22 protein-coding genes and 4 pseudogenes are annotated in these 22613 nt (G+C 52.0%); 17 read left to right on the forward strand and 9 right to left on the reverse strand.

Going from position 1 to position 22613, the window contains the following annotated elements:
* Positions 1 to 165: 165 nt before the first annotated feature.
* From HV261_RS19615 to HV261_RS19635, 5 genes are all read left to right on the forward strand, one after another.
* A complete protein-coding gene (locus tag HV261_RS19615; protein ID WP_032180900.1) occupies positions 166 to 480 on the forward strand; it encodes a hypothetical protein in 315 nt (104 codons plus the stop codon).
* Complete coding sequence (locus tag HV261_RS19620) at positions 477 to 698, forward strand: helix-turn-helix domain-containing protein (protein ID WP_072004856.1); 222 nt, start codon at positions 477 to 479, stop codon at positions 696 to 698. The genes HV261_RS19615 and HV261_RS19620 overlap by 4 nt, the downstream gene beginning before the upstream one ends.
* Positions 699 to 833: 135 nt before the next feature.
* The gene (locus tag HV261_RS19625; protein WP_112150072.1) at positions 834 to 1598 is read left to right on the forward strand and encodes a YagM family protein; all 765 of its coding nucleotides are present in this window, start codon (positions 834 to 836) and stop codon (positions 1596 to 1598) included.
* Positions 1599 to 1680: 82 nt separating this feature from the next.
* On the forward strand, positions 1681 to 1857 hold the full coding sequence (locus HV261_RS19630) for a DNA-binding protein (RefSeq protein ID WP_049099572.1): 177 nt from the start codon (positions 1681 to 1683) through the stop codon (positions 1855 to 1857).
* A 202-nt stretch (positions 1858 to 2059) separates the two neighbouring features.
* Entirely contained in the window at positions 2060 to 2680 is a 621-nt protein-coding gene (locus HV261_RS19635; protein WP_049099571.1) for an inovirus Gp2 family protein, read from the forward strand.
* Positions 2681 to 2752: 72 nt separating this feature from the next.
* Here HV261_RS19635 and HV261_RS19640 read toward each other — a convergent pair whose 3' ends face one another.
* From HV261_RS19640 to HV261_RS19670, 7 genes are all read right to left on the reverse strand, one after another.
* Positions 2753 to 3247 carry a helix-turn-helix transcriptional regulator gene (locus HV261_RS19640; RefSeq protein ID WP_049099570.1) on the reverse strand — a complete coding sequence of 165 codons (495 nt, stop codon included), beginning with the start codon at positions 3245 to 3247 and terminating at the stop codon, positions 2753 to 2755.
* A 34-nt stretch (positions 3248 to 3281) separates the two neighbouring features.
* On the reverse strand, positions 3282 to 6413 hold the full coding sequence (locus HV261_RS19645; protein WP_049099569.1) for a type I restriction endonuclease subunit R: 3132 nt from the start codon (positions 6411 to 6413) through the stop codon (positions 3282 to 3284).
* Positions 6413 to 7600 (reverse strand): DUF4268 domain-containing protein, encoded by a 1188-nt coding sequence (locus HV261_RS19650; protein ID WP_202039221.1) that lies wholly within the window; start codon positions 7598 to 7600, stop codon positions 6413 to 6415. The genes HV261_RS19645 and HV261_RS19650 overlap by 1 nt, the downstream gene beginning before the upstream one ends.
* Entirely contained in the window at positions 7593 to 8951 is a 1359-nt protein-coding gene (locus HV261_RS19655; RefSeq protein ID WP_048785445.1) for a restriction endonuclease subunit S, read from the reverse strand. The genes HV261_RS19650 and HV261_RS19655 overlap by 8 nt, the downstream gene beginning before the upstream one ends.
* Positions 8941 to 10650: a class I SAM-dependent DNA methyltransferase gene (locus HV261_RS19660; RefSeq protein ID WP_048785447.1), complete on the reverse strand. Its 1710-nt coding sequence runs from the start codon at positions 10648 to 10650 to the stop codon at positions 8941 to 8943. Before HV261_RS19660 ends, HV261_RS19655 begins: the two co-directional genes overlap by 11 nt.
* 268 nt (positions 10651 to 10918) lie before the next feature.
* Entirely contained in the window at positions 10919 to 11380 is a 462-nt protein-coding gene (locus HV261_RS19665; RefSeq protein ID WP_019077728.1) for a GNAT family N-acetyltransferase, read from the reverse strand.
* A gap of 62 nt (positions 11381 to 11442) precedes the next feature.
* A complete protein-coding gene (locus tag HV261_RS19670) occupies positions 11443 to 12045 on the reverse strand; it encodes a helix-turn-helix domain-containing protein (protein WP_202039222.1) in 603 nt (200 codons plus the stop codon).
* Between the two features lie 43 nt (positions 12046 to 12088).
* On the opposite strand from HV261_RS19670, the gene HV261_RS19675 reads away from it, so the two are divergent.
* Positions 12089 to 12784, forward strand: a complete 696-nt coding sequence (locus HV261_RS19675) for a B3/B4 domain-containing protein (RefSeq protein WP_019077727.1) — start codon at positions 12089 to 12091, stop codon at positions 12782 to 12784.
* Between the two features lie 20 nt (positions 12785 to 12804).
* Positions 12805 to 13050: pseudogene (locus HV261_RS19680) on the forward strand (dihydrodipicolinate synthase family protein); the annotation flags it as partial.
* 137 nt (positions 13051 to 13187) lie between these two features.
* Here the strand turns inward: HV261_RS19680 and HV261_RS19685 are convergent.
* Positions 13188 to 13778 (reverse strand): annotated as a pseudogene (locus HV261_RS19685) (IS5-like element ISKpn26 family transposase); the annotation flags it as partial.
* A gap of 71 nt (positions 13779 to 13849) precedes the next feature.
* On the opposite strand from HV261_RS19685, the pseudogene HV261_RS19690 reads away from it, so the two are divergent.
* Both HV261_RS19690 and HV261_RS19695 read left to right on the forward strand, forming a co-directional pair.
* A pseudogene (locus HV261_RS19690) lies at positions 13850 to 14107 on the forward strand (transposase); the annotation flags it as partial.
* 67 nt (positions 14108 to 14174) lie between these two features.
* The gene (locus tag HV261_RS19695) at positions 14175 to 15326 is read left to right on the forward strand and encodes an IS30-like element IS30 family transposase (RefSeq protein ID WP_001254932.1); all 1152 of its coding nucleotides are present in this window, start codon (positions 14175 to 14177) and stop codon (positions 15324 to 15326) included.
* Here the strand turns inward: HV261_RS19695 and HV261_RS28020 are convergent.
* Positions 15277 to 15564: a transposase gene (locus HV261_RS28020; RefSeq protein ID WP_023326114.1), complete on the reverse strand. Its 288-nt coding sequence runs from the start codon at positions 15562 to 15564 to the stop codon at positions 15277 to 15279. The genes HV261_RS19695 and HV261_RS28020 overlap by 50 nt on opposite strands.
* A 14-nt stretch (positions 15565 to 15578) precedes the next feature.
* On the opposite strand from HV261_RS28020, the gene HV261_RS19705 reads away from it, so the two are divergent.
* The 8 genes and pseudogenes from HV261_RS19705 to yfdX2 all read left to right on the forward strand — a co-directional run bounded on the left by HV261_RS19705 (position 15579) and on the right by yfdX2 (position 22524).
* The gene (locus tag HV261_RS19705) at positions 15579 to 15842 is read left to right on the forward strand and encodes a hypothetical protein (RefSeq protein WP_001295708.1); all 264 of its coding nucleotides are present in this window, start codon (positions 15579 to 15581) and stop codon (positions 15840 to 15842) included.
* Between the two features lie 228 nt (positions 15843 to 16070).
* The gene (locus tag HV261_RS19710) at positions 16071 to 16352 is read left to right on the forward strand and encodes a helix-turn-helix domain-containing protein (protein ID WP_000643630.1); all 282 of its coding nucleotides are present in this window, start codon (positions 16071 to 16073) and stop codon (positions 16350 to 16352) included.
* Between the two features lie 34 nt (positions 16353 to 16386).
* Entirely contained in the window at positions 16387 to 16956 is a 570-nt protein-coding gene (gene hsp20 / locus HV261_RS19715) for a small heat shock protein sHSP20 (protein ID WP_000350435.1), read from the forward strand.
* 105 nt (positions 16957 to 17061) lie between these two features.
* The gene (gene clpK, locus HV261_RS19720) at positions 17062 to 19911 is read left to right on the forward strand and encodes a heat shock survival AAA family ATPase ClpK (RefSeq protein ID WP_016154561.1); all 2850 of its coding nucleotides are present in this window, start codon (positions 17062 to 17064) and stop codon (positions 19909 to 19911) included.
* Positions 19827 to 20051, forward strand: a pseudogene (locus HV261_RS28025) (hypothetical protein); the annotation flags it as partial. The gene clpK and the pseudogene HV261_RS28025, both read left to right, overlap by 85 nt.
* 87 nt (positions 20052 to 20138) lie before the next feature.
* Positions 20139 to 20597 carry a small heat shock protein sHSP20-GI gene (hsp20-GI, locus tag HV261_RS19730; protein ID WP_001275372.1) on the forward strand — a complete coding sequence of 153 codons (459 nt, stop codon included), beginning with the start codon at positions 20139 to 20141 and terminating at the stop codon, positions 20595 to 20597.
* 22 nt (positions 20598 to 20619) lie between these two features.
* Positions 20620 to 21534, forward strand: coding sequence for a heat resistance protein YfdX1 (gene yfdX1, locus HV261_RS19735; RefSeq protein ID WP_016154559.1), 915 nt, complete (start codon positions 20620 to 20622; stop codon positions 21532 to 21534).
* A 102-nt stretch (positions 21535 to 21636) separates the two neighbouring features.
* On the forward strand, positions 21637 to 22524 hold the full coding sequence (gene yfdX2, locus HV261_RS19740; RefSeq protein WP_016154558.1) for a heat resistance protein YfdX2: 888 nt from the start codon (positions 21637 to 21639) through the stop codon (positions 22522 to 22524).
* The last annotated feature ends 89 nt before the right edge of the window (positions 22525 to 22613 follow it).

Consider the following 22613-nt stretch of genomic DNA (forward strand, 5'->3'; position numbering starts at 1 on the left):
GTCCACTTTTAAATCAGGAGATATAGCATTATGTATAATTCTTTGATGAGTTCTGCGCAAACAAGCTCACAGGCTCGAATAGTACGAGCCGTGCGTAAGATCATAGTTGTTCGTTCGAGTAAGCAGCGACAAACCTGTGCTGAGTCCATATTTCAGGAAAGACAGATGAACATCAGGATTCGAGCTGCTCTTGGACACCTTAATGAAAAAAACTCTGTATACAAAAAAAACAATCGTGATAAAACTTTGGGAGTTTTTTTTGCACGTAACATCTCGCACAAAAATCAGGCCGAAAACTCGCAAGGTAATGCGTCTAAATCAACTAAAAGTACCTCATCCGGTTCAAGCGAAGGTAGTGACCCTGACCCTGAGGCTTATTCAAGCTTGAATTTTTCGTTTTCTTTTTGGTCCTTTCTTTCCCTTTTAATTTCATTACTCTTTGTATATGCCTGCATCTCAATCATTGAGGTGGTAGCATGAGCATATATGAGCAATCTAAAACACCTCTATCTGAGCTTGTTTCCACAGGTGAGTTAGCACATCTACTAAATCTTAAAGCCCAAACAATTAGAAAATGGCTTTGCCAAGACAAACTGCCTAATGGTTTACCGCGCCCCAAGAAAATTAACAGCCGACATTATTGGTTACGCAAAGACATTGATAGATTCCTATTAACCTTCTCAGCATTTTGTAACTAACATAGGCCTCAGGATAATAACTCACCAGCTATTCTAAAGAATAGCTGGCTTAATTAACATAAACAATCCATTAATAGCATAGAATAAATCATCACTGTTTATCACATTTTACATTAACGAAATTCAAGGATACATATGAAAAAACGCATCACTTTCAGCGCAAACAAAAAATCTACTATTGATGCAATTGATGACTATAGCCGTGCAAAAGGATACTCCAGATCAGAAGTGATATCATTTTTGTTAAACGCTACTGCCCCAGTATTAAATAAAATAACATCGCAATATCATATAGCTCAAACTTTAGAGTCAACATTAGGCTGTATTTTTGAAGAGAAGGAATCCTTAACAGCACGGAGTGAGCCGAAATTAACCTACGAAGAGTTTTTTTACTCTGTATGGAACACTCACATTCGACACAGGAACGAAGTTATCGATCAGGATTTTTATGCACACAAAATACCTCATGATAAGATGGGGAGGAGTGAAAAAAAATTAATTCATGAAAAGCTCTCATGCATTATAAAAAGTTTTCATGTGAAAAAAGCAATTTTCATTTACACAGATCGACGCGTGAATCACAAACATCTTATTGCAGGAGGGTTATCGAATATCATTCTGATAAAAGAAACAGTTTATGATGATTATTTTTTTGATTTTAGCAGTATTGTGATTATGCCAATCTTTGAACTTATTACATTTGGAGTTGAAGCAGTGTTGAAACGAAATAAAATCCACCCTGAACAATCATGCTATTGCTGGATACCAATTTATTACACAAATGATCTAGCGGTAATGGTTCCGGTCATTGCCGAAGGCGATGCACCTCAAAAGGCTATAAAAGGAAGAGACGCCATCATCATTAACCCCTTTAACGGTGAAGTTAACCATACATTCTGATACCAATGTTAAGCATAACCACTTAGTTTGCATACATCTCACCAGTATGGAGTTGGTGTCCAATAGCTAGAGGAGGACAAAGATGCCTACTAACAATACAAACTCAAAGAAAATACAGGGAAGACCTGAAGGAAGTAAATATTTCCCTCTAATTCAGAATGAGAAGGCTAAGCATTATTCTCAATCCAAGGTGGCAAAGATCTTAGGAATAAGCATTTCCACGGTAAAAAGATACTGGGATAATGGTATCTTTGGGTGATTATAATTGCAGAGTTACTTTTTAAGTTTTTTACTGCATGGATGTTGGCTTGATAACAAGTTCAATTGTTGGAAAGGTATTATATAGCAATCATTACTATCAACAGTTAATTAACATAGCTAATTACAGACATTCAACTATGTCTTATCATATTACTATATACGGCTATCGAAAGCCGTAGGACTAGCTACAGGATCGAAACATGGAATTATATCATGGTTCACATGGTGAGCATGTGCTCGCCTATAAAAAAAATATTGAACGAGTCGTCAATGATGCACTCAGTGAATTCCCCAGAACAATGGCATTACGTGTTGATGTACATTACCCCCCCATTCTAGACAGAGGTGATACTGTTTGCTGTTTTCCTAATCTAGAGCCTGGTGCCATATCCCGTTTCCGTAATGCATTAAATGCCATGTTGGAGGCCAATGAGAGAGCCAGAGCCGCCAACGGTAAAAGAATATATTCAAATCGTGTTCGTCATGTTTGGGTAAGGGAGTTTTCCGAAGAGGGGAAATGTCATTTTCATCTTGGTCTTTTTTTTAACAAAGATGCTTATTACCATTTAGGTGATTATGAGGCTGAAAGCAATTTACGGATGATGATTGTAAGGGCATGGTACAGTGCCCTGGGGTTGGAACTGGATGATTATCCGGGATTAGTTCACTACCCTGAAAATTGTCGTTATATATTAGACGTCAATGATTTTAACTTTGAAGGAGAATACAATAAATTACTGAATCGCTTCGACTACCTAGCTAAACTCGATACAAAAGCATATGGAGATGGCGACCGTAGCTTCGGCTGCAGTCGCGGTTAATTTATTTTTTACAGCAATGGCCTTTCTTATAGATGGAAAGGCCAAACCCATCAGTTAAAGATGGTTGTTTTACTATAATCCAACGACCTCATCCCCGATATTAGTCAAAATCATTAATTCTTTAATCTCTCGTTGTGCCAACTGTAATTCAAACTGCTCTTGAATTAACATCCACTTCGACCAACTTCCACCGACTACATGCGATAACCGGAGTGCCATAGCTTTCGTCAGTGAAACTGAACCGTTCAACAATTCAACTATCTCTTGCTCGCGACATCCCATGTAAACCGAAAATTTATTCAGTCCTATATTTGATACCGCTAGTATTTCGGCCAGTTTAATGCCGGGATGATCAGGAAGTAAGGTCATGCCGTATTCATCCTGATAAATTTCATAAATAGAACAGCCAGTTTCTCTCAGTTCTCGTAAATTCTTCCCTGCAAACTTCAGCTCGTGTGAAAGCCCGAGAAACTCACCAGTAAATTCATATTCTGCTTCAGGCCTATGGTGGCATTTGATCAATGCAAATGCCGCCCCTACTTTTTCAACTGTTACAGTAACCGACATTGAACCACCTCCGTCAAGATAATCGATGAACGTTTTAGACTGTCCAGCTGTTCGACACCACTTCTGCCTGCTTCAAAATCAGTTCCACGGCGCCCGGCGTTTTGTCCGGCGGATACTTATACTTACGCAGCGTCTGGCGCACCAGAATACGCAATCGGGCACGCACGCTTTCACGCACCTGCCAGTCCACGGTGGTGGACTGCCGCAATTTCAATGTCACTTCGATGGCCAGCTTTCTCAGCGTATCATCGCCCAGTTCACGCACTGCACTTTCATTTTCAGCCAGCGCATCATAGAAGGCGATTTCATCCGGGGTCAGCCCTAACGCATCATCACGCGCCATCGCCTCCTGGAACGCTTTCGCCATCTGGATCAGCTCTTCAATCACCTGCGCGGTCTCAATGGCGCGGTTATTGTATTTGAGTAGCACCGCTTTCAGTCGGTCGGAGTATTTCTTCTGCTGCACCACGTTATTGCCCGAACGGGCATGAATGCCGTCATTGAGCAGTTTTTCCAGCAGTTCCACTGCCAGATTACGCTGCGGCATTTCCCGCACTTCTTCCAAAAACTCATCGGACAGCAAACCTATGTTCGGTTTATCCAGCCCGGCGAGTGCGAAGACATCCTCAACCCCGGTCGCGACAACCGCGTTATCGAGGATCTTGCTCAGCAGCGAGTTTTTTTCGGACTGGCTAAACTTTGCCTTCGGATCGAGTTTGATAAGCCCCACCCTGACCGCCGAAAGAAACGCGAATTCCTCCTGTAAGGGTTTCGCCTCATCCAGCGTATTGCACAGTGACCAGGCTTTACTCATCGCCAGAGAGACATCGAGGTAACGTTTTTTACCGTCATCCAGCCCCAGAATGTAGTTCACCGCATCGCGCAAGAACGCTAACGGGTCGCAAGAAAAGCCCGCATAACTGAAGCCGGGTTTTCCTGCCGAGGGCGCAAACATGCCATGAATGATATCGATTTTTTCCAGCAGGATAGCGAAGGCTTCCCGGGCATCAACGGTGGTCTGCCCTTTGCCTTTTGAGTCGGTATAGGTTTTCAGCGCCTGCTTCAGCTCGTTGGCAATGCCGATGTAATCGACCACCAGCCCGCCGGGCTTATCGCGGAACACGCGGTTAACACGCGCAATGGCCTGCATCAGGTTGTGGCCACGCATCGGCTTGTCGATATACATGGTGTGGCAGCACGGCGCGTCAAACCCGGTCAGCCACATATCACGGACTATAACCAATTTGAGCGGATCGTTTAAATCTTTAAACCGAGTTTCAAGGCGCTTTTTAGTCTGCTTGTTGTAGATGTGTGGCTGGAGATGGTCTTTATCCGATGCCGAGCCGGTCATAATGACTTTAATAGCCCCTTGTTCGACATCCGTGCTGTGCCAGTCTGGGCGGATCTCGGTGATGGCATTGTAGAGCTTCACACAGATATCACGGCTCATGGCGACTATCATCGCCTTGCCATTCATCGCCGCATTGCGTGTTTCAAAGTGCTGAACCAGATCGGCCGCGACCTGTTTGATGCGTGGCTCAGAACCTACCAGCTTTTCCAGACGGCTCCAGTCACCTTTGGTTTTCTCCTGCTGTCCGGTCTCTTCATCTTCCACCAGCTCATCCACCTGATCGGAGAGCGTTTCCAGCTCCTCATGGTTCAGGTCGAGCTTTGCCAAGCGGGATTCGTAGTAAATCGGCACCGTCGCGCCGTCATCCACCGCATCCTGAATATCGTAGATCGAGACATAATCACCGAACACGGCACGGGTATCTTTATCTTCAGACGCAATCGGTGTACCGGTAAAGCCCATAAACGACGCATTCGGTAGCGCATCGCGCATATGCTTGGCGTAGCCGTATTTATAGGCCCCGGTTTGCCGGTCCAGCGTGGCGCTCAGGCCATATTGGCTGCGGTGCGCTTCATCGGAAATCACCACGATGTTGCTGCGGACGTTAAGTGCCGGATGGCTCTGTTCACTGTCCAGCGGCGCAAACTTCTGCACGGTGGTAAAGATAATGCCGCCGGATTCACGGGCGTTGAGCAGCTCGCGCAGTTCGTCGCGGTCGTTGGCCTGTAACGGCGTTTGCTTGAGTAAATCATGCGCCTGGCAAAACGTGGCGTAGAGCTGCCCGTCAAGATCGTTACGGTCGGTCACCACGACGATGGTCGGATTATTCATCTCTGTTTGTTGCAGCAGCTTTCCGGCGTAACAGCACATGGAGATACTTTTGCCGGAGCCCTGGGTATGCCACACCACGCCCGCTTTTTTACTGCCGGGGGTAATGTTGCTGCGCAGCGGAAGATGTTTACCGGTAGAGGCCACAATCGTTGCCGCAACCGCTTCACGCACCGCGTGGAACTGATGGTAAGCGGCAATCTTTTTGATAAGCCGTTTGCCATCGTTTTCAAACAGCACAAAGAAACGAATGTAATCGAGCAGCAGTTCGCTATTAAAGAAGCCCTGCACTACCGTTTTAAGCTGCCAGTGAAACTGCGGTTTATCATCTTCGTTCGCCACCGTTTTCCACGGCAGAAAACGCTCTTCATCAGCGGTCAGAGAGCCGATACGCGCATTTTGCCCGTCGCTCACCACCAGCGCTTCATTGCAGATAAACAGGTCGCTCAGTTCGTTTTTATAGGTCTGCAATTGGTTAAACGCCGCCCAGATATCGGCACTGGCATCAATCGGGCTTTTCAGCTCAAGCACCGCCACCGGCAGGCCGTTGATATAGCCAATCACATCCGGGCGACGTACCTGTTTTATGCCCTGAATCGCCACCTGATTGACCACCATAAAGCGGTTATTGGCGGTGCGGTTAAAATCCATCAGCAGCGCTTTATCGTGGATAACCTTGTCTTCCTGCTTGTACTCAACGGGTACACCGTCGAGCAGCAGATGATGGAAGGCTTTGTTGCTGACGACCAAGTCCGGGCTTTGAGCATGGACGATACGCAGTATCACCTCTTCCAGCACGACAACAGGGAGATGGGGGTTGATGGTTTGCAGCTGCTCCAGCATCACCGGGCGCAGAAACACATCATGAAAGGAGGCACGCAGCGGGTTGTCGCCATCCGGCGCTATATCTGGCCCATGCAGCACTTCCCACCCCTGTTCAGCAAACCATTGCAGGCACTGCTGTTCTAAATCGTCTTCGCTCAGCATCAGGCTTCCTCTGTCGCAGGCTCTTCCACTTCTTCCGGCGCGTTTGAAATCTCTTTCAGTGCCATATTCAGTGGGGCGATAAAAGGATCGAGCGTTTTTTCAAACGCCGTCAGGTTGACCAGCAGCCAGTCGATCATCGCTGGCCAGTTGCTTTCATCGAGGCTGGTAGCAGGTGTGGCAAAGGAGATTCGGCAGGATTTTTTGCCTGGCAGCGGTTCCCACTTCAGCGCATGACCAAATGTCTCTTCAATCGCCGCTTTACGCTCATACAGCCAGTTAAAGGCAAAGGTGTTGCTCTCCGCTGAGGATTTGGCAATCCAGAACTCAACGCGGGTTTCTTTCTTACTAAAAATCATATTGTAAGAAAGTGCGCTGATACCCGAACCGGCGCTAAGCCAGTGGTCTGTTGACGGGCTGATATTCTTGTACAGCGTGCAGGAACTGGCTTTCAGACGCTCCAGCATTTTAGTCCAGAAAGCTTTGCGCAGCAGATGGCGGGTTTTCAGCTCGCCGCTGGTGGACTGCTCTTCGGCTTCCTTCTGCGCCATGCCGATCATGAAAGATTCCGCTTCCGGCGTCGGGATCACCTGCCGGATATCAACGAACACATCGTCATTGAATTTGTATGGTTTCACCTTAAAGCACTGCACACGCAGGCCAAACTGCATCAACCATAGCGCGGTATTGGTGACCTCTTTGCGGAAGCTCGCCGCCACCATCATCACCCTCTGGGTGCGGCTCTGGTTAATTTGCACTTCATCCAGGCTTTCACACTCCAGAAACTCCGCCATCACGTCCGCCGCCGGTCGGGTCTCTTCCGGTTCGTATTTATCGAGATAGAGCTGGAAGATGTCGAGGATCTGCTCTTTACGCAGATTGGCGCAGTAACCTGCATATTTCAGCGCCTGCCATACCACATCGCGCCCGGAGTCATCGAGCTTGTTTTCGATGATCACCAGGTTGCGCTGTTTATCGATAGCCAGCAGGTCGAGCCGCTCTTTGGTGTCGTCAAAACCGGCGAATTCTTTCTGAATAATTAGCAGTTCGTCGTCATTATCGCGGGTCAGTGCTTGGGGGTTTTTTGCCAGCCACTCCTGCAGGTGATAGCGCTCGGTATAACCGAGGCTGCTAAACGACACCTCTTGCAAAGAGTGCAAGCTATTGGTCGGCTTATCGACTTTATACATTTGCCACCTCGCTTACCGCCTGCTCGGCGTCCGGCAGGGTGATTTCGCCCGAGAGGAGTTTTGGGAGCAGGGTGTCGCGGAGTTGGGTTAGAGTTTCTGTTGAACTCTTATTTCTCTGAATCATATTTCTCAACGCAGACACATGATTATTGAATTCATTCAAAATAGCTATTTCTGGATTTATGGTTTCCAACCGATAAACGTTATCCCGATTTAATCCAGGAACAGCAGCATCAGTGTTCATACTTGAAAGATTTAATGTCCCCATTAAATAATAGAGATAGGTTAGTGGAACACCTTCTTTATTTTCGACATAATAAACGGTATCAATTGGATGGAACTTTCCATCCTCCCAATACAGAGTGCCGATAGAACCTTTTCTGCCAACTATAATACCTGGACCTTCAACGAGATAACTGTTGTGTGAGCCAGTGATGCCACCTGAACCATAAACCGAATAAGGTCCTTCTATACGTTCTGTTTTTTTAAGTGCTTTTCCGTAATGAAGTGTCGCAATATTAGAAAATCGTTGTAAATACCACCCTTCAGGAATATCTCCCAACTCACTGTCCTGCATTGCAGACGGAAAAAGTTCTGCCGTGGCTTTTAGCTCGGCATATTGCTCAGGGTGTTCACGCTCAAAAACCTCCAGCGCATCAGTATCTTTCCCGGAAATCGCTGACATGGCCGCAAGCGTCGCGTCTGCCTGCGAACCGCCCGATTCCAGCACTGCCATTTTGGCTTTTACCGGTTCAAAATCGACAAACCAGCTTTTGAACAGGGCTTGTGCCATTTGTTCGAGGGTTTGGTTGATTACGCGGTTTATCTGAACCTTATCAACAATCGCCCCTATTATTTCCACGATCCTATTTTGTTTACTTAAAGGGACGACAGGTAATACAAATTTCTTAAGATCTCTCGCTGGTAACTGAGGAACGGCAGATCCAGAAGTTAGAGCCAAAATTTGCTGTATAACTAAATCTGAATTCAATAAAAAATAGAGAAACCTTGGATTCCACATCGTTGTGTTTGGGCGCAAAATAATCATGCCAGAATTAATTCGGACATTACTTATGCTGACAGACTCATCATAGAGAGCCAAGTTTCCTATCGTTCCTCTAGTAGTAAGAACAATATCATTCCGTTCTAATTTTCCAGCTCGCAGTTGATGATCTTTTTCCATTGAAATAAAAGAGCAATCTGTGAACTCAAAACCATTTTTAGTGACATTCTTTGCAGATAAAAAGAGGCAATCACTTCTATCAAAAAAGTCAGATTGCTTTGGATAGTTCTTACCTCTATCACCATCAATTAGTTTTATTGATAAATTCTCAAGAGTTTCAAAACTCATAACCCAGCCCCCCCAGGTTCGCCTTAATCTGCGCTTCCAGCTTCGCGCTCTCTGCCAGCTGTTCTTTAAGCTGAGCCGTCAGTCGCGCCATCTTCTCGGCAAAGGGTTCAGTATCTTCTTCCTGCTCGGCAGCACCCACATAGCGCCCAGGGGTCAGCACAAAGTCGTTTTTCTGAATATCGTCCAGCGTGGCCGAGAAGCAGAACCCGGCTTCGTCTTCATAGTCTTTATCCGCCTGCCAGGCGTGGAAGGTGTCGGCAATTTTGGCGATATTCTCACGCGTGAAATCACGCAGCACGCGATCTTTCATATAACCAATCTGGCGCGCGTCGATAAACAGCACTTCGCCTTTACGGTGTGCTTTGCCGTCGCCGCCGGATTTGTCTTTGGTCAGGAACCAGATACAGGCGGGGATTTGGGTGTTGGTAAACAGCTGACCCGGCAGCGCCACCATACACTCCACCAAATCGGCTTCGATCAGGTTGCGGCGGATCTCACCTTCGTTGTTAGTGTTAGAACTCATCGAACCGTTAGCCAGCAGCAATGCCATCGAACCTTTAGGGGCCAGGTGGTGGATCATGTGCTGCATCCATGCGAAGTTGGCGTTGCCCTGCGGCGGCGTGCCGTATTTCCAACGCACGTCGTTTTCCAGCTTCGCGCTCCACCACTCTTTCATGTTGAACGGTGGGTTAGCCATAACGAAGTCGGCGCGCAGATCCGGATGCTGGTCGTCCAGCAGGGTATCGGCATTTTTCGTACCAAAATTAAAGTCGATGCCACGGATTGCCATGTTCATCGCCGCCAGCTTCCAGGTGGTCGGGTTGGATTCCTGACCGTAAACGGAGATTTTCTGCTTCTGCTCAGCGGCGTTGTACTGCTTCTCGCCCGCGTGCTCTTCAATAAAACGGTCACTGGACACGAAGAACCCGCCGGAACCCATCGCCGGGTCATACACACGGCCGTTATACGGCTGTAGGCATTCAACAATCAGGGTCACGATGCTTTTTGGCGTGTAATACTGGCCGCCCTGTTTGCCTTCCGCCAGCGCGAACTGGCCGAGGAAATATTCGTACACGTGACCGAGAATATCTTTGCTCTTTAAGTTGAGCTTCTCGCCGTTATATTCCGGGTTGCTGAAGTTGGCGTCAGAGAAAGTATTAATCAGCCCGGTCAACACTTCGTTGCCCAATTGATACTGGCTGATACGGTTCAGAATACCTTTCAGCTTCGGGTTGGTTTTTTCGATTTCATCGAGCGCGTTATCCACCAGCCAGGACACAGAGCGCAGCGTCACATCCTTGCCGGTGGTTTCATCCACCCACAGCACGGTGCCGGTCGGCAACATGGCTTTGTTTTTCAGCGTGTCCCAGCGCGCGGCTTTCGGCACCCAGAAGATGTTCTTTTCGGTGTAGTAATCTTCCACCTCCAGTTCATCCACAATCGCCTGTGCGTACTCTTCATCAGAGTCGTAACCGTCGCGCGACATGGCATAGATGTTGTCCGGGTTGCCGACATCGCGGAACAAGGTGATTAGCTCCTGCTGACGCGCCTCGAAGGCATCGGACACATACTTGAGGAAGATAAGCCCCAGCACCACGTGCTTGTAGTTGGCGGCATCCATGTTGGCGCGTAGCTTGTCGGCGGCTTTCCAGAATTTGTTATCCAGCTCGTTCAGGAACTGTTGTTCGGCGTTGTTCATGAAAATCCTCAGGGGCGATCGCAGCGATAGTGCAAACATGCCTATCTTAAATTTGGTTTTGGAATGCTAATCGCAAAATGATACCCGGAATGACTAGGTTCATAAACGAGATAGCGCAAAGAAGTGGAAGATGGGCTATGGCTAAGTTGACATTAAGTTCCGGGCCTCAAGCAGACGTCTCAACGTTGTCTCGCGAATATGCCAAATTATTCCGCAGCAGATGCTCAGCCCTACGGATTGACAGTCTATATTACTCTCCAAACAGTCTTCATTTACCTTCGGTTTTACGATACATGTCTGGTCGGTTGATCTGCCAGACAAAGTCTGGTCGGTTCAACGGGAGATACCCCATTTTCTGGTATAGCCAAGGGGCGCTGTCAGTGACCAGCATTATCCGTCGCAGGCGTGACATCAATGGATGGGCGTGACAGCATTCAATCAACCAACGACCGAGGCCACTTTTCTGATAGTCGTTCAGCACGTAGACGTCGCACAAATAACCAAAAGTGGCAAAGTCTGTCACCAGACGGGCGAAACCGATCTGTCTTGTGCCATCCAGTAGGCCAAAACAAAGGCTGTTCTGGATAGATACACTGACCGTTTCTATATCAATACCAGGAGCCCAGGACGATTGCGAAAGGTAATCATGAATGGCTTCCAGCTCAAAAAAGGCGGGATCGGTTGTGACCGTAAACAGGTCTTTAGTAAAACTGAGATGCGGGTTATCCACTGATTAACTCCTTGTAAACGAATATGTGACGAGACAGGACCGAACGGTATGTTGGGTAACTCTCAGGATGATTTCTCATGTACCGTCATGATGAACACCAATGGGCTCGCTCCTCGGTTTTCATAGCAATGCGCAACGTCTGTTCTCGCGGTTGCCGAACAGTTGGTGTTCACTTGATACAGGTGATCTTGTACACCCAGTGTGAGTGTGCCTTCCTGGACGTAAAACAATTCAAGCGTTCCATCTGTGTGGCCGGGGGAAGCAAACTTTTCCCCCGGTTGCATTTCCCACATCCACATCTCGGTCATATCAGGGCCACCTGATCCTGCAAGCAGTCTGGCTCGTCCACCTTTTTCGCCTTGCCATAATTCGGGGATTTCCTCTTCAGCGATGAGATGCACCGTTGGTTTCGAACTGACATCCACAAAGTCTGCCACCGAAACCTCCATCGCGACGGCCAGGCGGCACAACAGAGCAATACTGGGATTTGCCCGGCACCCCTCAATTTCAACCAGTGCACCCTTGCTGACGCCCGCCCGGCGGGAGAGTTCATCAAGGGAGATTTTTTTTTGTTTGCGATACAGCTTAATCCGCTGAGATACAGCTTCATTTACTGTGCTGGCAATCGAACCAGCATCGGTCATTAAATTGACTTTTTTAGTCATTGGTCATTATCATGATTTAAATTGGTCATTACAGGATTATTCCGTGTTAACAGTATCTCCGTCAATTGCCCCTGAAATTTATCGTATTGCACCCGGTTTCCGGGCACTCAGTATCTATGTAAACGCTGCGCCGGTGCTGAACCCTGATATTGGTGAAACAGCGCTGAGAGAAGCTTGTGAAGCGGTTCTTGTCGGTGAGCCTGAGTGGGCAGAATCGCATTTAGCTGCATGGGCTGAGATTTTTCAGACGTTTGGCGCTAAGCCTAAACGCACCCCTTGTTCAGCTGATGCGTTACGTAAGCGTGTATTACGTGACGGCGCGATGCCAGCACTTGACCCCATCGTTGATCTCTATAATGCCGTTAGCCTTCGCTACGCCGTGCCGGTGGGGGGCGAGAACATTGCTGCCTATCAGGGGCTACCACGCCTCGTTGTGGCAACAGGCACTGAGCCGTTTGATACGGTAAAAGAGGGTGAAATCGCCGTTGAATATCCTTCGCAAGGTGAAGTTATCTGGCGTGATGATGCCGGTGTGACCTGCCGTCGCTGGAACTGGCGACAAGGAGTCAGAACCCGCTTAGATGTGGAAGCACAGTACATGTGGTTTATTCTGGAGAGTCTGCCGCAAATGCCACTGGAAAAACTTCACGAAGCCGGGAAGATGCTGACCGATGGCCTCGAAGCAATGATGCCAGGTCTGCGGGTTGACGTAACTCTCATTGAAGAGCAACAACCGTAATACCATTGAGGAGAAACACCATGTTCACCGGCTTGTCTGCTTTCCCAATGACCCCTGTTACCGCCAACGGCGTCGATGAAAAGGGATTCAATAATATTTTGGCCCGCCTTACGACGGCACGGGTGGATTCAATGGGTATTCTGGGGTCTACCGGTAGCTACGCCTATCTAACCCCGGAGCAGCGCAAACGTGTCGCGACTCTGGCAAAACAGGTTGCTGGGGATATCCCTGTTATGGTGTGTGTGGGGGCAGTCAGGGAAGGTGCGAATAAGCAGGTCATTTCTTCCCAAGCTGACTCGCTGATTAAAATTTCGCGGATCTGGGCCGATTTTTTTCCCGCAAACACATCGAATCAGCCTATTTAGGCTATTTTTTCCACCATTTCTGGCGTTATTTCCGGTTTTTACTGAGATCTCTCCCACTGACGTATCATTTGGTCCACCCGAAACAGGTTGGCCAGGGTGAATAACATCGCCAGTTGGTTATCGTTTTTCAGCAGCCCCTTGTATCTGGCTTTCACGAAGCCGAACTGCCGCTTGATGATGCGAAACGGGTGCTCCACCCTGGCACGGATGCTGGCTTTCATGTATTCGATGTTGATGGCCGTTTTGTTCTTGCGCGGATGCTGCTTCAAGGTTTTTACCCTGCCGGGACGCTCGGCGATCAGCCAGTCCACATCCACCTCGGCCAGCTCCTCGCGCTGTGGCGCTCCTTGGTAGCCGGCATCGGCTGAGACAAATTGCTCCTCTCCATGAAGCAGATTACCCAGCTGATTGAGGTCATGCTCGTTGGCCGCGGTGGTGACCAGGCTGTGGGTCAGGCCACTCTTGGCATCGACACCAATGTGGGCCTTCATGCCAAAGTGCCACTGATTGCCTTTCTTGGTCTGATGCATCTCCGGATCGCGTTGCTGCTCTTTGTTCTTGGTAGAGCTGGGTGCCTCAATGATGGTGGCATCCACCAAAGTGCCTTGGGTCATCATGACGCCTGCTTTGAAGTGGTTTACTGAATTTGGCCACCTGAACAGAGGTGATATGCTCACCTCAGAACAACACAGGTGCCATAATGAAAAAAAGAAATTTCAGCGCAGAGTTTAAACGCGAATCCGCTCAACTGGTCGTTGACCAGAATTACACCGTGGCAGATGCAGCCAGCGCTATGGATGTCGGCCTTTCCACAATGACGCGATGGGTGAAACAATTACGTGATGAGCGGCAGGGAAAAACACCAAAAGCCTCCCCCATTACCCCGGAACAAATTGAAATCCGTGAGCTCAGGAAAAAGCTACAACGTATTGAAATGGAAAATGAAATATTAAAAAAGGCTACTGTAGATTCAATTGGTCAACGCAACAGTTATGTGAAAACATGGGGTTGCGGAGGTTTTTTGAATGAGACGAACATTTACAGCAGAGGAAAAAGCCTCTGTTTTTGAACTATGGAAGAACGGAACAGGCTTCAGTGAAATAGCGAATATCCTGGGTTCAAAACCCGGAACGATCTTCACTATGTTAAGGGATACTGGCGGCATAAAACCCCATGAGCGTAAGCGGGCTGTAGCTCACCTGACACTGTCTGAGCGCGAGGAGATACGAGCTGGTTTGTCAGCCAAAATGAGCATTCGTGCGATAGCTACTGCGCTGAATCGCAGTCCTTCGACGATCTCACGTGAAGTTCAGCGTAATCGGGGCAGACGCTATTACAAAGCTGTTGATGCTAATAACCGAGCCAACAGAATGGCGAAAAGGCCAAAACCGTGCTTACTGGATCAAAATTTACCATTGCGAAAGCTTGTTCTGGAAAAGCTGGAGATGAAATGGTCTCCAGAGCAAATATCAGGATGGTTAAGGCGAACAAAACCACGTCAAAAAACGCTGCGAATATCACCTGAGACAATTTATAAAACGCTGTACTTTCGTAGCCGTGAAGCGCTACACCACCTGAATATACAGCATCTGCGACGGTCGCATAGCCTTCGCCATGGCAGGCGTCATACCCGCAAAGGCGAAAGAGGTACGATTAACATAGTGAACGGAACACCAATTCACGAACGTTCCCGAAATATCGATAACAGACGCTCTCTGGGGCATTGGGAGGGCGATTTAGTCTCAGGTACAAAAAACTCTCATATAGCCACACTTGTAGACCGAAAATCACGTTATACGATCATCCTTAGACTCAGGGGCAAAGATTCTGTCTCAGTAAATCAGGCTCTTACCGACAAATTCCTGAGTTTACCGTCAGAACTCAGAAAATCACTGACATGGGACAGAGGAATGGAACTGGCCAGACATCTAGAATTTACTGTCAGCACCGGCGTTAAAGTTTACTTCTGCGATCCTCAGAGTCCTTGGCAGCGGGGAACAAATGAGAACACAAATGGGCTAATTCGGCAGTACTTTCCTAAAAAGACATGTCTTGCCCAATATACTCAACATGAACTAGATCTGGTTGCTGCTCAGCTAAACAACAGACCGAGAAAGACACTGAAGTTCAAAACACCGAAAGAGATAATTGAAAGGGGTGTTGCATTGACAGATTGAATCTACAGCAGCGCGCTTGAGCATGCGAACCCGCGCCGATCATTTGAGAAGGCAACGGGATGAACGCTGGCTGGATAGCCGTGGTTTTCTGGGTAAGCAGGCGAATCCATTTGTGGACGAGGTTGGCATTGAGGCTGTAGCCCAAGGCGATGTTTGCGATGGAGGCACCGGGTTCAGAACACTCCTGAATGACCTGGGCCTTGAAAGATTTGCTGTAGGTACGGCGCTGAGGGCGCATGGAAAATCCGCTTGATGGGCCATGGCCTTCGGCGGCGGTGTCGGGAAGGTGTGTTGGCCGGACGGATACTGTTGAACTACGTTGTCTGGGGCAACGGAAGTGTTTCGGCCCGACTCTGGAACGCGATCCGCAGCGACGACTGGGCAATTCCGCACGTTGGCCTGAGCAGCCTCGGGGAAATCGTCGTCTGGGCGCGCCCAGACGAGTTTCCGCCAAGGAACATGCAGACAAGCAAGGGGCTGCGGGCACTCGGCTACAACGTGAGGATCGGTGTTTGATCGAGGCGCCTGTGGCACACGCAGGCTGAGGAGCCAGGCGCTGTCCATTGCCTGATCAGGCCGCCCCCCTGTGCCTTGCCTGAGCAGTTGACCTGCATCAATGGGGCGGGAGAACGCTGCACATTGACTCTTGACTCCTGAAGTTTTTCATAGTAGGTCTAGTATTACAAAGTATTGCAAGGATTTCCTTGGCCGGAACCGCAAAGCGACGCGATTGGAGAGGGTGAGATGAAAGCGCACCTACAGGTGATTTTCACGCTCGATGAATTGGCTGCGTACTTGAAAGTCGGCAAGCGGACGCTTTATCGGCTCGCCGCACACGGGGAAATTCCGGCTTTCAAGGTGGGCGGGACGTGGCGGCTTCGTCAAAGTGAAATCGATCAGTGCATCAATGATCAGACCCGAGCCGGAGCAAAGAAGGAGGTGATGCGCAAGCGTGAACAGCAGAAGTCATCCGAGCAGCCCGTGTCGCCTGGGCGCACTGCCCGTCGCAGCAGGCAAAGGGCTTGAGTAACTCGTTTTCCAATTTTTCTGGAGGTATGACATGGACATCGATTTCAAGAAGTTGGCTCCCTGGAACTGGTTCAAGAACGAGCAGCAAGAGCAGCAGACCGCCTCTTCCCTGCCGGTGCAGCGCAATGACCTGCCAGCGGCGAGCGGGCCAGTCAGCCCGATCCTGCAACTGCATCGGGAAATCGACCGGCTGTTCGATGACGCATTCCGGGGCTTCGGTTTTCCGGCGTTGAACATGCCGCAGTGGCCATCCGATTGGTCGGGCATGCTGAAGCCGGCCCTGGACATCCAGGAAACCGACAAGCAGTACAAGATTGCCCTGGAAGTGCCCGGTGTCGAGGAGAAGGACATCCAGATCACCCTCGACAACGACGTGCTGATGGTGCGTGGCGAGAAGCGCCAGGAACAGGAGAAGAAGGAAGGTGGCTTCCACCGTGTGGAGCGCTCCTACGGCAGCTTTCAGCGTGCCTTGAACCTGCCTGACGACGCCAACCAGGATTCGATCAAGGCATCGTTCAAGAACGGGGTGCTCACGGTCACGATCGACAAGCGCGAGGTCAGTGCGCCGAAGCAGGGACGCTCGATCCCGATCAACGGCTGACGTCGCCGGCTCGTTCGTCACAAGAAAAACCCGGCCCGAGACGAGGTGTCGCGGCTCGCGATGCCTCGTCGCCTCAACCTTTTCAACCTTCTAAGGAGCATCAGCATGGCCAGAAAACAATGCCAGGTCTGCGGCCAACCCGCCACCGTGCGGGTGGAAGCCAATCTCAACGGTCGTCACAGCACCATGCTGTTGTGCGACGACCATTACCGGCAATTAGTGCGCCAGCAAAAGCGCACCGTTTCGCCGCTGGAAGCCTTGTTCGGTTCGCGCAGCGGCCTGTTCGAGGACTTCCTCGGCAGTGACTTCTTCCGCATCGGCGACGACGCGACGCCAGTTGCCGCCGATACCGATGACGTGGTCGATGCCTCGTTTGGCGAGCCCGCCGCCGCAGGTTCGGGTGCACCGCGCCGTCGCGGCAGTGGGCTGGCCAGCCGCATCAGCGAACAGTCGGAAGCCTTGTTGCAGGAGGCCGCCAAACACGCTGCCGAATTTGGCCGCTCCGAGGTGGATACCGAACATCTGCTGCTGGCGCTGGCCGACAGCGACGTGGTCAAGACCATCCTGGGTCAGTTCAAGATCAAGGTCGATGACCTCAAGCGGCAGATCGAGTCTGAGGCCAAGCGCGGGGACAAGCCCTTCGAGGGCGAGATCGGCGTGTCGCCGCGCGTGAAGGATGCGCTCAGCCGCGCCTTCGTGGCCTCCAATGAACTCGGCCATTCTTATGTCGGTCCAGAGCATTTCCTGATCGGTCTGGCCGAGGAAGGCGAAGGGCTGGCCGCCAACCTGCTGCGCCGCTACGGCCTGACGCCGCAGGCGCTGCGCCAACAGGTCAGCAAGGTGGTCGGCAAGGGCGCCGAGGATGGACGCGCAGAGACGCCGACCAACACGCCAGAACTCGACAAGTACTCGCGCGACCTGACCAAGATGGCGCGCGACGGCAAGCTCGACCCGGTGATCGGCCGCGCGCAGGAGATCGAAACCACCATCGAGGTGCTGGCCCGGCGCAAGAAGAACAACCCGGTGCTGATCGGCGAGCCGGGTGTGGGCAAGACCGCCATCGTCGAAGGGCTGGCGCAGCGCATGGTGGCGGGTGAAGTGCCCGAGACCTTGCGCGACAAGCGCCTGGTGGAACTCAACATCAACGCCATGGTGGCCGGCGCCAAATATCGCGGCGAGTTCGAGGAGCGCGTGCAGAAGGTGCTGAAGGAGGTGACCGAGCACCAGGGCGAGCTGATTTTGTTCATCGACGAGGTGCACACCATCGTCGGTGCCGGCCAGGGCGGTGGCGAAGGCGGGCTGGACGTGGCCAACGTGTTCAAACCGATGATGGCGCGCGGTGAACTCAACCTAATCGGCGCCACGACGCTGAACGAGTACCAGAAATACATCGAGAAGGATGCCGCACTGGAGCGGCGCTTCCAGCCGGTGACGGTGCCCGAGCCGACGGTGGCCCAGGCCATCATGATTCTGCGCGGCCTGCGCGACACCTTCGAGGCGCACCACAAGGTCAGCATCTCCGAGGACGCGATCATCGCGGCGGCCGAGTTGTCCGACCGCTACATCACGGCGCGCTTCCTGCCGGACAAGGCGATCGACCTGCTCGACCAGGCGGCCGCGCGCGTCAAGCTGTCGGCCACGGCCCGGCCGGTGGCCGTGCAGGAGCTGGAGTCCGAACTGCACCAGCTGCGGCGTGAACAGGATTACGTGGCCGCGCGCAAGCAGTACGACCAGGCCGCCGAGCTCGGCAAGCGCATCGAAGCCAAGGAGGCCGAGCTCAAGAAGCTCGTCGAGAACTGGGAGCGGGAGCGGGCCTCCGGCAGTGCCGAGGTCAAGGCGGAACACGTGGCGCAGATCGTCTCGCGCCTGACCGGCATCCCGGTCAACGAGTTGACGGTGGAAGAGCGCGAAAAGCTGCTGCACTTGGAACAACGGCTGCACGAGCGCCTGGTGGGACAAGACGAGGCGGTCCGTGCCGTGGCCGATGCCGTGCGGCTGTCCCGCGCCGGCCTGCGCGAAGGCAGCAAACCGGTGGCTACCTTCCTGTTTCTGGGCCCGACCGGGGTGGGCAAGACCGAGCTCGCCAAGGCATTGGCCGAATCGATCTACGGCGATGAGCACGCCCTGTTGCGCATCGACATGTCGGAATATGGCGAACGCCATACCGTGGCGCGGCTGGTGGGCGCGCCTCCGGGCTATGTCGGTTACGACGAAGGCGGTCAGCTCACCGAGAAGGTGCGGCGCAAGCCCTACAGCGTGCTGCTGCTCGACGAGATCGAGAAGGCACACCCTGACGTCTACAACATCCTGCTGCAAGTGTTCGACGACGGTCGCCTCACCGACGGCAAGGGCCGGGTGGTGGATTTCACCAACACCATCATCATCGCCACGTCCAACCTGGGTTCGGACATCATCCAGCGACGGCTGAAGGCGCGTGGGGCGGCCGACGAGGAGTACGAAAAGACCAAGGCCGAGGTCATGGACGTGCTGCGCGGCCACTTCCGGCCCGAGTTCCTCAACCGCATCGACGAGATCATCGTCTTCCATGCGCTGGGCAAGGAGGAGATCCGCCACATCGTCGGCCTGCAGCTCGATCGCGTGGCGCGCAGCGCCGCCAGCCAGGGCGTGACGCTCACTTTCGATCAGACGCTGATCGACCATTTCGCGGAAGAAGGCTACAAACCCGAGTTCGGTGCGCGTGAACTCAAGCGCCTGATCCGCAGCGAGCTGGAAACTGCGCTGGCGCGCGAGATGCTCGGTGGCAGCATCGGCAAGGGCGATCACGCCAGCGCACGCTGGGACGACAAGGCCGAACGCGTGGTGTTCGAACGCAAAGAGCTACCGCAGACCCCGGCCGAGCCGGAGCAGCCGGATGTCGCGAAGGCGACCGAGACGCCGCACGGCGACGCTGGCAAAGGCTCGCGCAAGAAGAAGTCGGCGAGCGACGCATCGTGATGGGCGTGTTCGAGCACGCCTACCGGATTCTCGACATCAACCGCGCGGTGCTGGAGCGCTGTGCGCGCGAGCTGCTGGCGCGGGAAACGCTCGACGAAAGCGATATCCGTCAATTGACTCAAGGACTTGTTCGGTACTGAAAACAGTAGTAGGTGCCATTCAGAGTAAACCGACGGCTCTGTTCAGTGCGTCATCCAATTCGTCGGCATTGTTCAAGGAGAACCGATATGTCTGCATTGACTCCGTGGGACCCCTTCCGGGAACTGGATGAATTGCAAAACCGCCTGGCGACGATGTTCGGACGAATACCCCAGCGACAGGGCGCCCGTACCGGCAACGAAGCCATGACCACGGCGGACTGGGCACCAATGGCGGACATCAGCGAGGATGAGAACGCATTCCTCCTCAAGCTGGATCTGCCGGAGGTCCCCAAGGATGCCGTGCGCGTCAGCGCGGAAAACGGTGTGCTCACCATCAGCGGCGAGCGCAAACTGGAAAAAGAGGAGCAGGGCAAGAAGTTCCACCGCATCGAACGTGCGTATGGCCGCTTTGTGCGCAGCTTTGTCTTGCCTGACAACGTTGATCCGACCAAGGTGACGGCTTCCATGAAAGACGGCGTGCTGGAAGTGCGGCTTGTCAAGGCCGAGCAAGCCAAACCGAAACAGATTGAAATCTCAGTCAACTAACTTCAACCAAGAGCCCAAGATCATGAATATCAAACAGCCACAATACACCTTCTCCGCACTTGCCCTGGCGGTCGTCGTCGGACTGAGCGGACCGGCTCTGGCCCAATCGGCGGCAGGTTCTAGCCCAGGTGCTGCAGCACCCTCTGCCGCATCCAAGGCGGCACAGCCACAGGTAGATGACAAGGCCGCCCGGGAAGCCGATAAAAAGCGTGCCGAGCTCACTCAAGACGCCATCACGGCGCTCACCAAGACCCAGGAGGCTTTGACCCTCCTTGATGCAAAGAAGACCAAGGAGGCGCTTGCTGCGCTGGAACTGGCCAGCGGAAAGCTGGAACTGGTATTGGCACGCGACGCCAAACTTGCTTTAGCGCCGGTCGATGTACGCGTCATCACCCACGATATCCACGCCAACGTGGAATCGGTAAAGAAAGCGGTCAAGTTGTCTCGGGAGTTGTTGGGTGATGGCGAGGTGCAAAAGGCCCGGCCCATCGTTGCCAATCTGGCCAGCGAAATCGTAATCCAAACCGACAACCTTCCGATGGCAACGTACCCGGCAGCGATCAAGTCGGCCGCACGGCTCATCGACAGCGGCGAGATCGACAACGCCAAAGCGGAACTCGTCCGAGCACTGAACACGCTGGTGGTGACCTCGGTCGCCTTTCCTCTGCCCGTGCTACGGGCCGAAGCCGCGATGGCAAAAGCTGAAAAGCTGGCCGAGACCGACAGGCGCGATGCCAAGCAGAACGAGGAGCTCAGCACCTTGCTGTCGTCCGTGCGCACGGAGATCGAGATGGCGCAGATCCTGGGTTATGGCAAGAAGGCGGACTTCAAACCCATCTTCGATCAGGTGAAGTCCATTGAGCAAAAGTCGGCTGGTGGCAAAAGCGGCAAGGGATGGTTCGACGAGTTGAAGACGCGCATCCAAAAGCTGTTTTGAGGTGATGAAGGGGCTGACTGCTCTGCCGGTCAGTCTCGCGATGTTCGCATTCAGCCCCAATAGATTCGCCTATTTTCACTATCTCATACGAGGCATATCACCATGAATGAGCAAACACCGAATCCCAATGCGACGAACGAAGGAATAAACGAACAGGCCGCGGTAAGCAGCCTTCCTGTCAGTCCAGAGTCCAAGCCTGAAGTCGTCACGGAGGTACAGCCTGAGGTTCAGAAAGAAACGGACTCACAGGCGGCAGACAAACGTAAACAAGTCCTCGATGAGGCAGTCTCGGCCTTGTCGCTGACCAAATCAGCGCTGGCCGCACTTGACGGCAAGGACACTGCACGCGCATTGGCAACGCTGGCCGAAGTGACGGGAAAGCTGGAGCTGATCGTCGCGCGCGAACCCACGCTCGCCCTGGCCGGCGTTGATGTGCGCACCATCGTGCACGACTTGTTCGCCAACACGGAAACCATTGAGGCGATGACCGACGAGGCGCTGGATGCCCTCAAACATGGCGAGGTGCAACAGGCTCGCCACGTGCTGGCTTTGCTGGCCAGTGAAATCGTGATCACGGTCACCAACATCCCTTTGGCGTCCTATCCCGCAGCCGTGAAGGCAGTCGTGCCGCTGATCGATCAGGGCAAGATCGAAGAAGCCAAAGCCGCGCTGCAGTCAGCGCTCAGCACGCTGGTCGAGGAGCGCAGCGTGCTTCCGCTGCCCGTCCTGCGTGCGAAGCTGCTCCTGAAGCGCGCCGAGCCCCTGGTAGAAGATGGTCAGCGCAGCGAAGCATCCAATGAGCGCCTGGAGACATTGTTGAACGAAGCCCGGCAGCAGTTGGAAATGGCAGAACTGCTGGGCTATGGAAAAAGGAAGGACTTTGAGCCCCTGTACGCTGAACTCAAGAAAATCAAGGAAAAGACGGGAGGGGGAGGCTGCGGAAAAGGCTGGCTCGATGAAGTCAAGGCAAAACTGTCCAAGTTGTTCTGAAACCGCTGGAGAGGGGGCGCATAGCGCCCCCTCTCTTGTCCCATGAGTGTTTGATTTTTTATTTTGTATAGATCTTTAGGAGATATTGC

The organism is Citrobacter sp. RHBSTW-00671 (assembly GCF_014103415.1).
Lineage (GTDB): Bacteria > Pseudomonadota > Gammaproteobacteria > Enterobacterales > Enterobacteriaceae > Citrobacter.

Excerpts from the sequence above, each read along its gene's own strand:
- HV261_RS19615 (WP_032180900.1), top strand. The coding sequence starts at position 166 with ATGAACATCAGGATTCGAGCTGCTCTTGGACACCTTAATGAAAAAAAC.
- HV261_RS19620 (WP_072004856.1), top strand. The coding sequence starts at position 477 with ATGAGCATATATGAGCAATCTAAAACACCTCTATCTGAGCTTGTTTCC.
- HV261_RS19625 (WP_112150072.1), top strand. The coding sequence starts at position 834 with ATGAAAAAACGCATCACTTTCAGCGCAAACAAAAAATCTACTATTGAT.
- HV261_RS19630 (WP_049099572.1), top strand. The coding sequence starts at position 1,681 with ATGCCTACTAACAATACAAACTCAAAGAAAATACAGGGAAGACCTGAA.
- HV261_RS19635 (WP_049099571.1), top strand. The coding sequence starts at position 2,060 with ATGGAATTATATCATGGTTCACATGGTGAGCATGTGCTCGCCTATAAA.
- HV261_RS19640 (WP_049099570.1), bottom strand. The coding sequence starts at position 3,247 with ATGTCGGTTACTGTAACAGTTGAAAAAGTAGGGGCGGCATTTGCATTG.
- HV261_RS19645 (WP_049099569.1), bottom strand. The coding sequence starts at position 6,413 with ATGCTGAGCGAAGACGATTTAGAACAGCAGTGCCTGCAATGGTTTGCT.
- HV261_RS19650 (WP_202039221.1), bottom strand. The coding sequence starts at position 7,600 with ATGTATAAAGTCGATAAGCCGACCAATAGCTTGCACTCTTTGCAAGAG.
- HV261_RS19655 (WP_048785445.1), bottom strand. The coding sequence starts at position 8,951 with ATGAGTTTTGAAACTCTTGAGAATTTATCAATAAAACTAATTGATGGT.
- HV261_RS19660 (WP_048785447.1), bottom strand. The coding sequence starts at position 10,650 with ATGAACAACGCCGAACAACAGTTCCTGAACGAGCTGGATAACAAATTC.
- HV261_RS19670 (WP_202039222.1), bottom strand. The coding sequence starts at position 12,045 with ATGACTAAAAAAGTCAATTTAATGACCGATGCTGGTTCGATTGCCAGC.
- HV261_RS19695 (WP_001254932.1), top strand. The coding sequence starts at position 14,175 with ATGAGACGAACATTTACAGCAGAGGAAAAAGCCTCTGTTTTTGAACTA.
- HV261_RS28020 (WP_023326114.1), bottom strand. The coding sequence starts at position 15,564 with ATGCGCCCTCAGCGCCGTACCTACAGCAAATCTTTCAAGGCCCAGGTC.
- HV261_RS19705 (WP_001295708.1), top strand. The coding sequence starts at position 15,579 with ATGGGCCATGGCCTTCGGCGGCGGTGTCGGGAAGGTGTGTTGGCCGGA.
- HV261_RS19710 (WP_000643630.1), top strand. The coding sequence starts at position 16,071 with ATGAAAGCGCACCTACAGGTGATTTTCACGCTCGATGAATTGGCTGCG.
- hsp20 (WP_000350435.1), top strand. The coding sequence starts at position 16,387 with ATGGACATCGATTTCAAGAAGTTGGCTCCCTGGAACTGGTTCAAGAAC.
- clpK (WP_016154561.1), top strand. The coding sequence starts at position 17,062 with ATGGCCAGAAAACAATGCCAGGTCTGCGGCCAACCCGCCACCGTGCGG.
- hsp20-GI (WP_001275372.1), top strand. The coding sequence starts at position 20,139 with ATGTCTGCATTGACTCCGTGGGACCCCTTCCGGGAACTGGATGAATTG.
- yfdX1 (WP_016154559.1), top strand. The coding sequence starts at position 20,620 with ATGAATATCAAACAGCCACAATACACCTTCTCCGCACTTGCCCTGGCG.
- yfdX2 (WP_016154558.1), top strand. The coding sequence starts at position 21,637 with ATGAATGAGCAAACACCGAATCCCAATGCGACGAACGAAGGAATAAAC.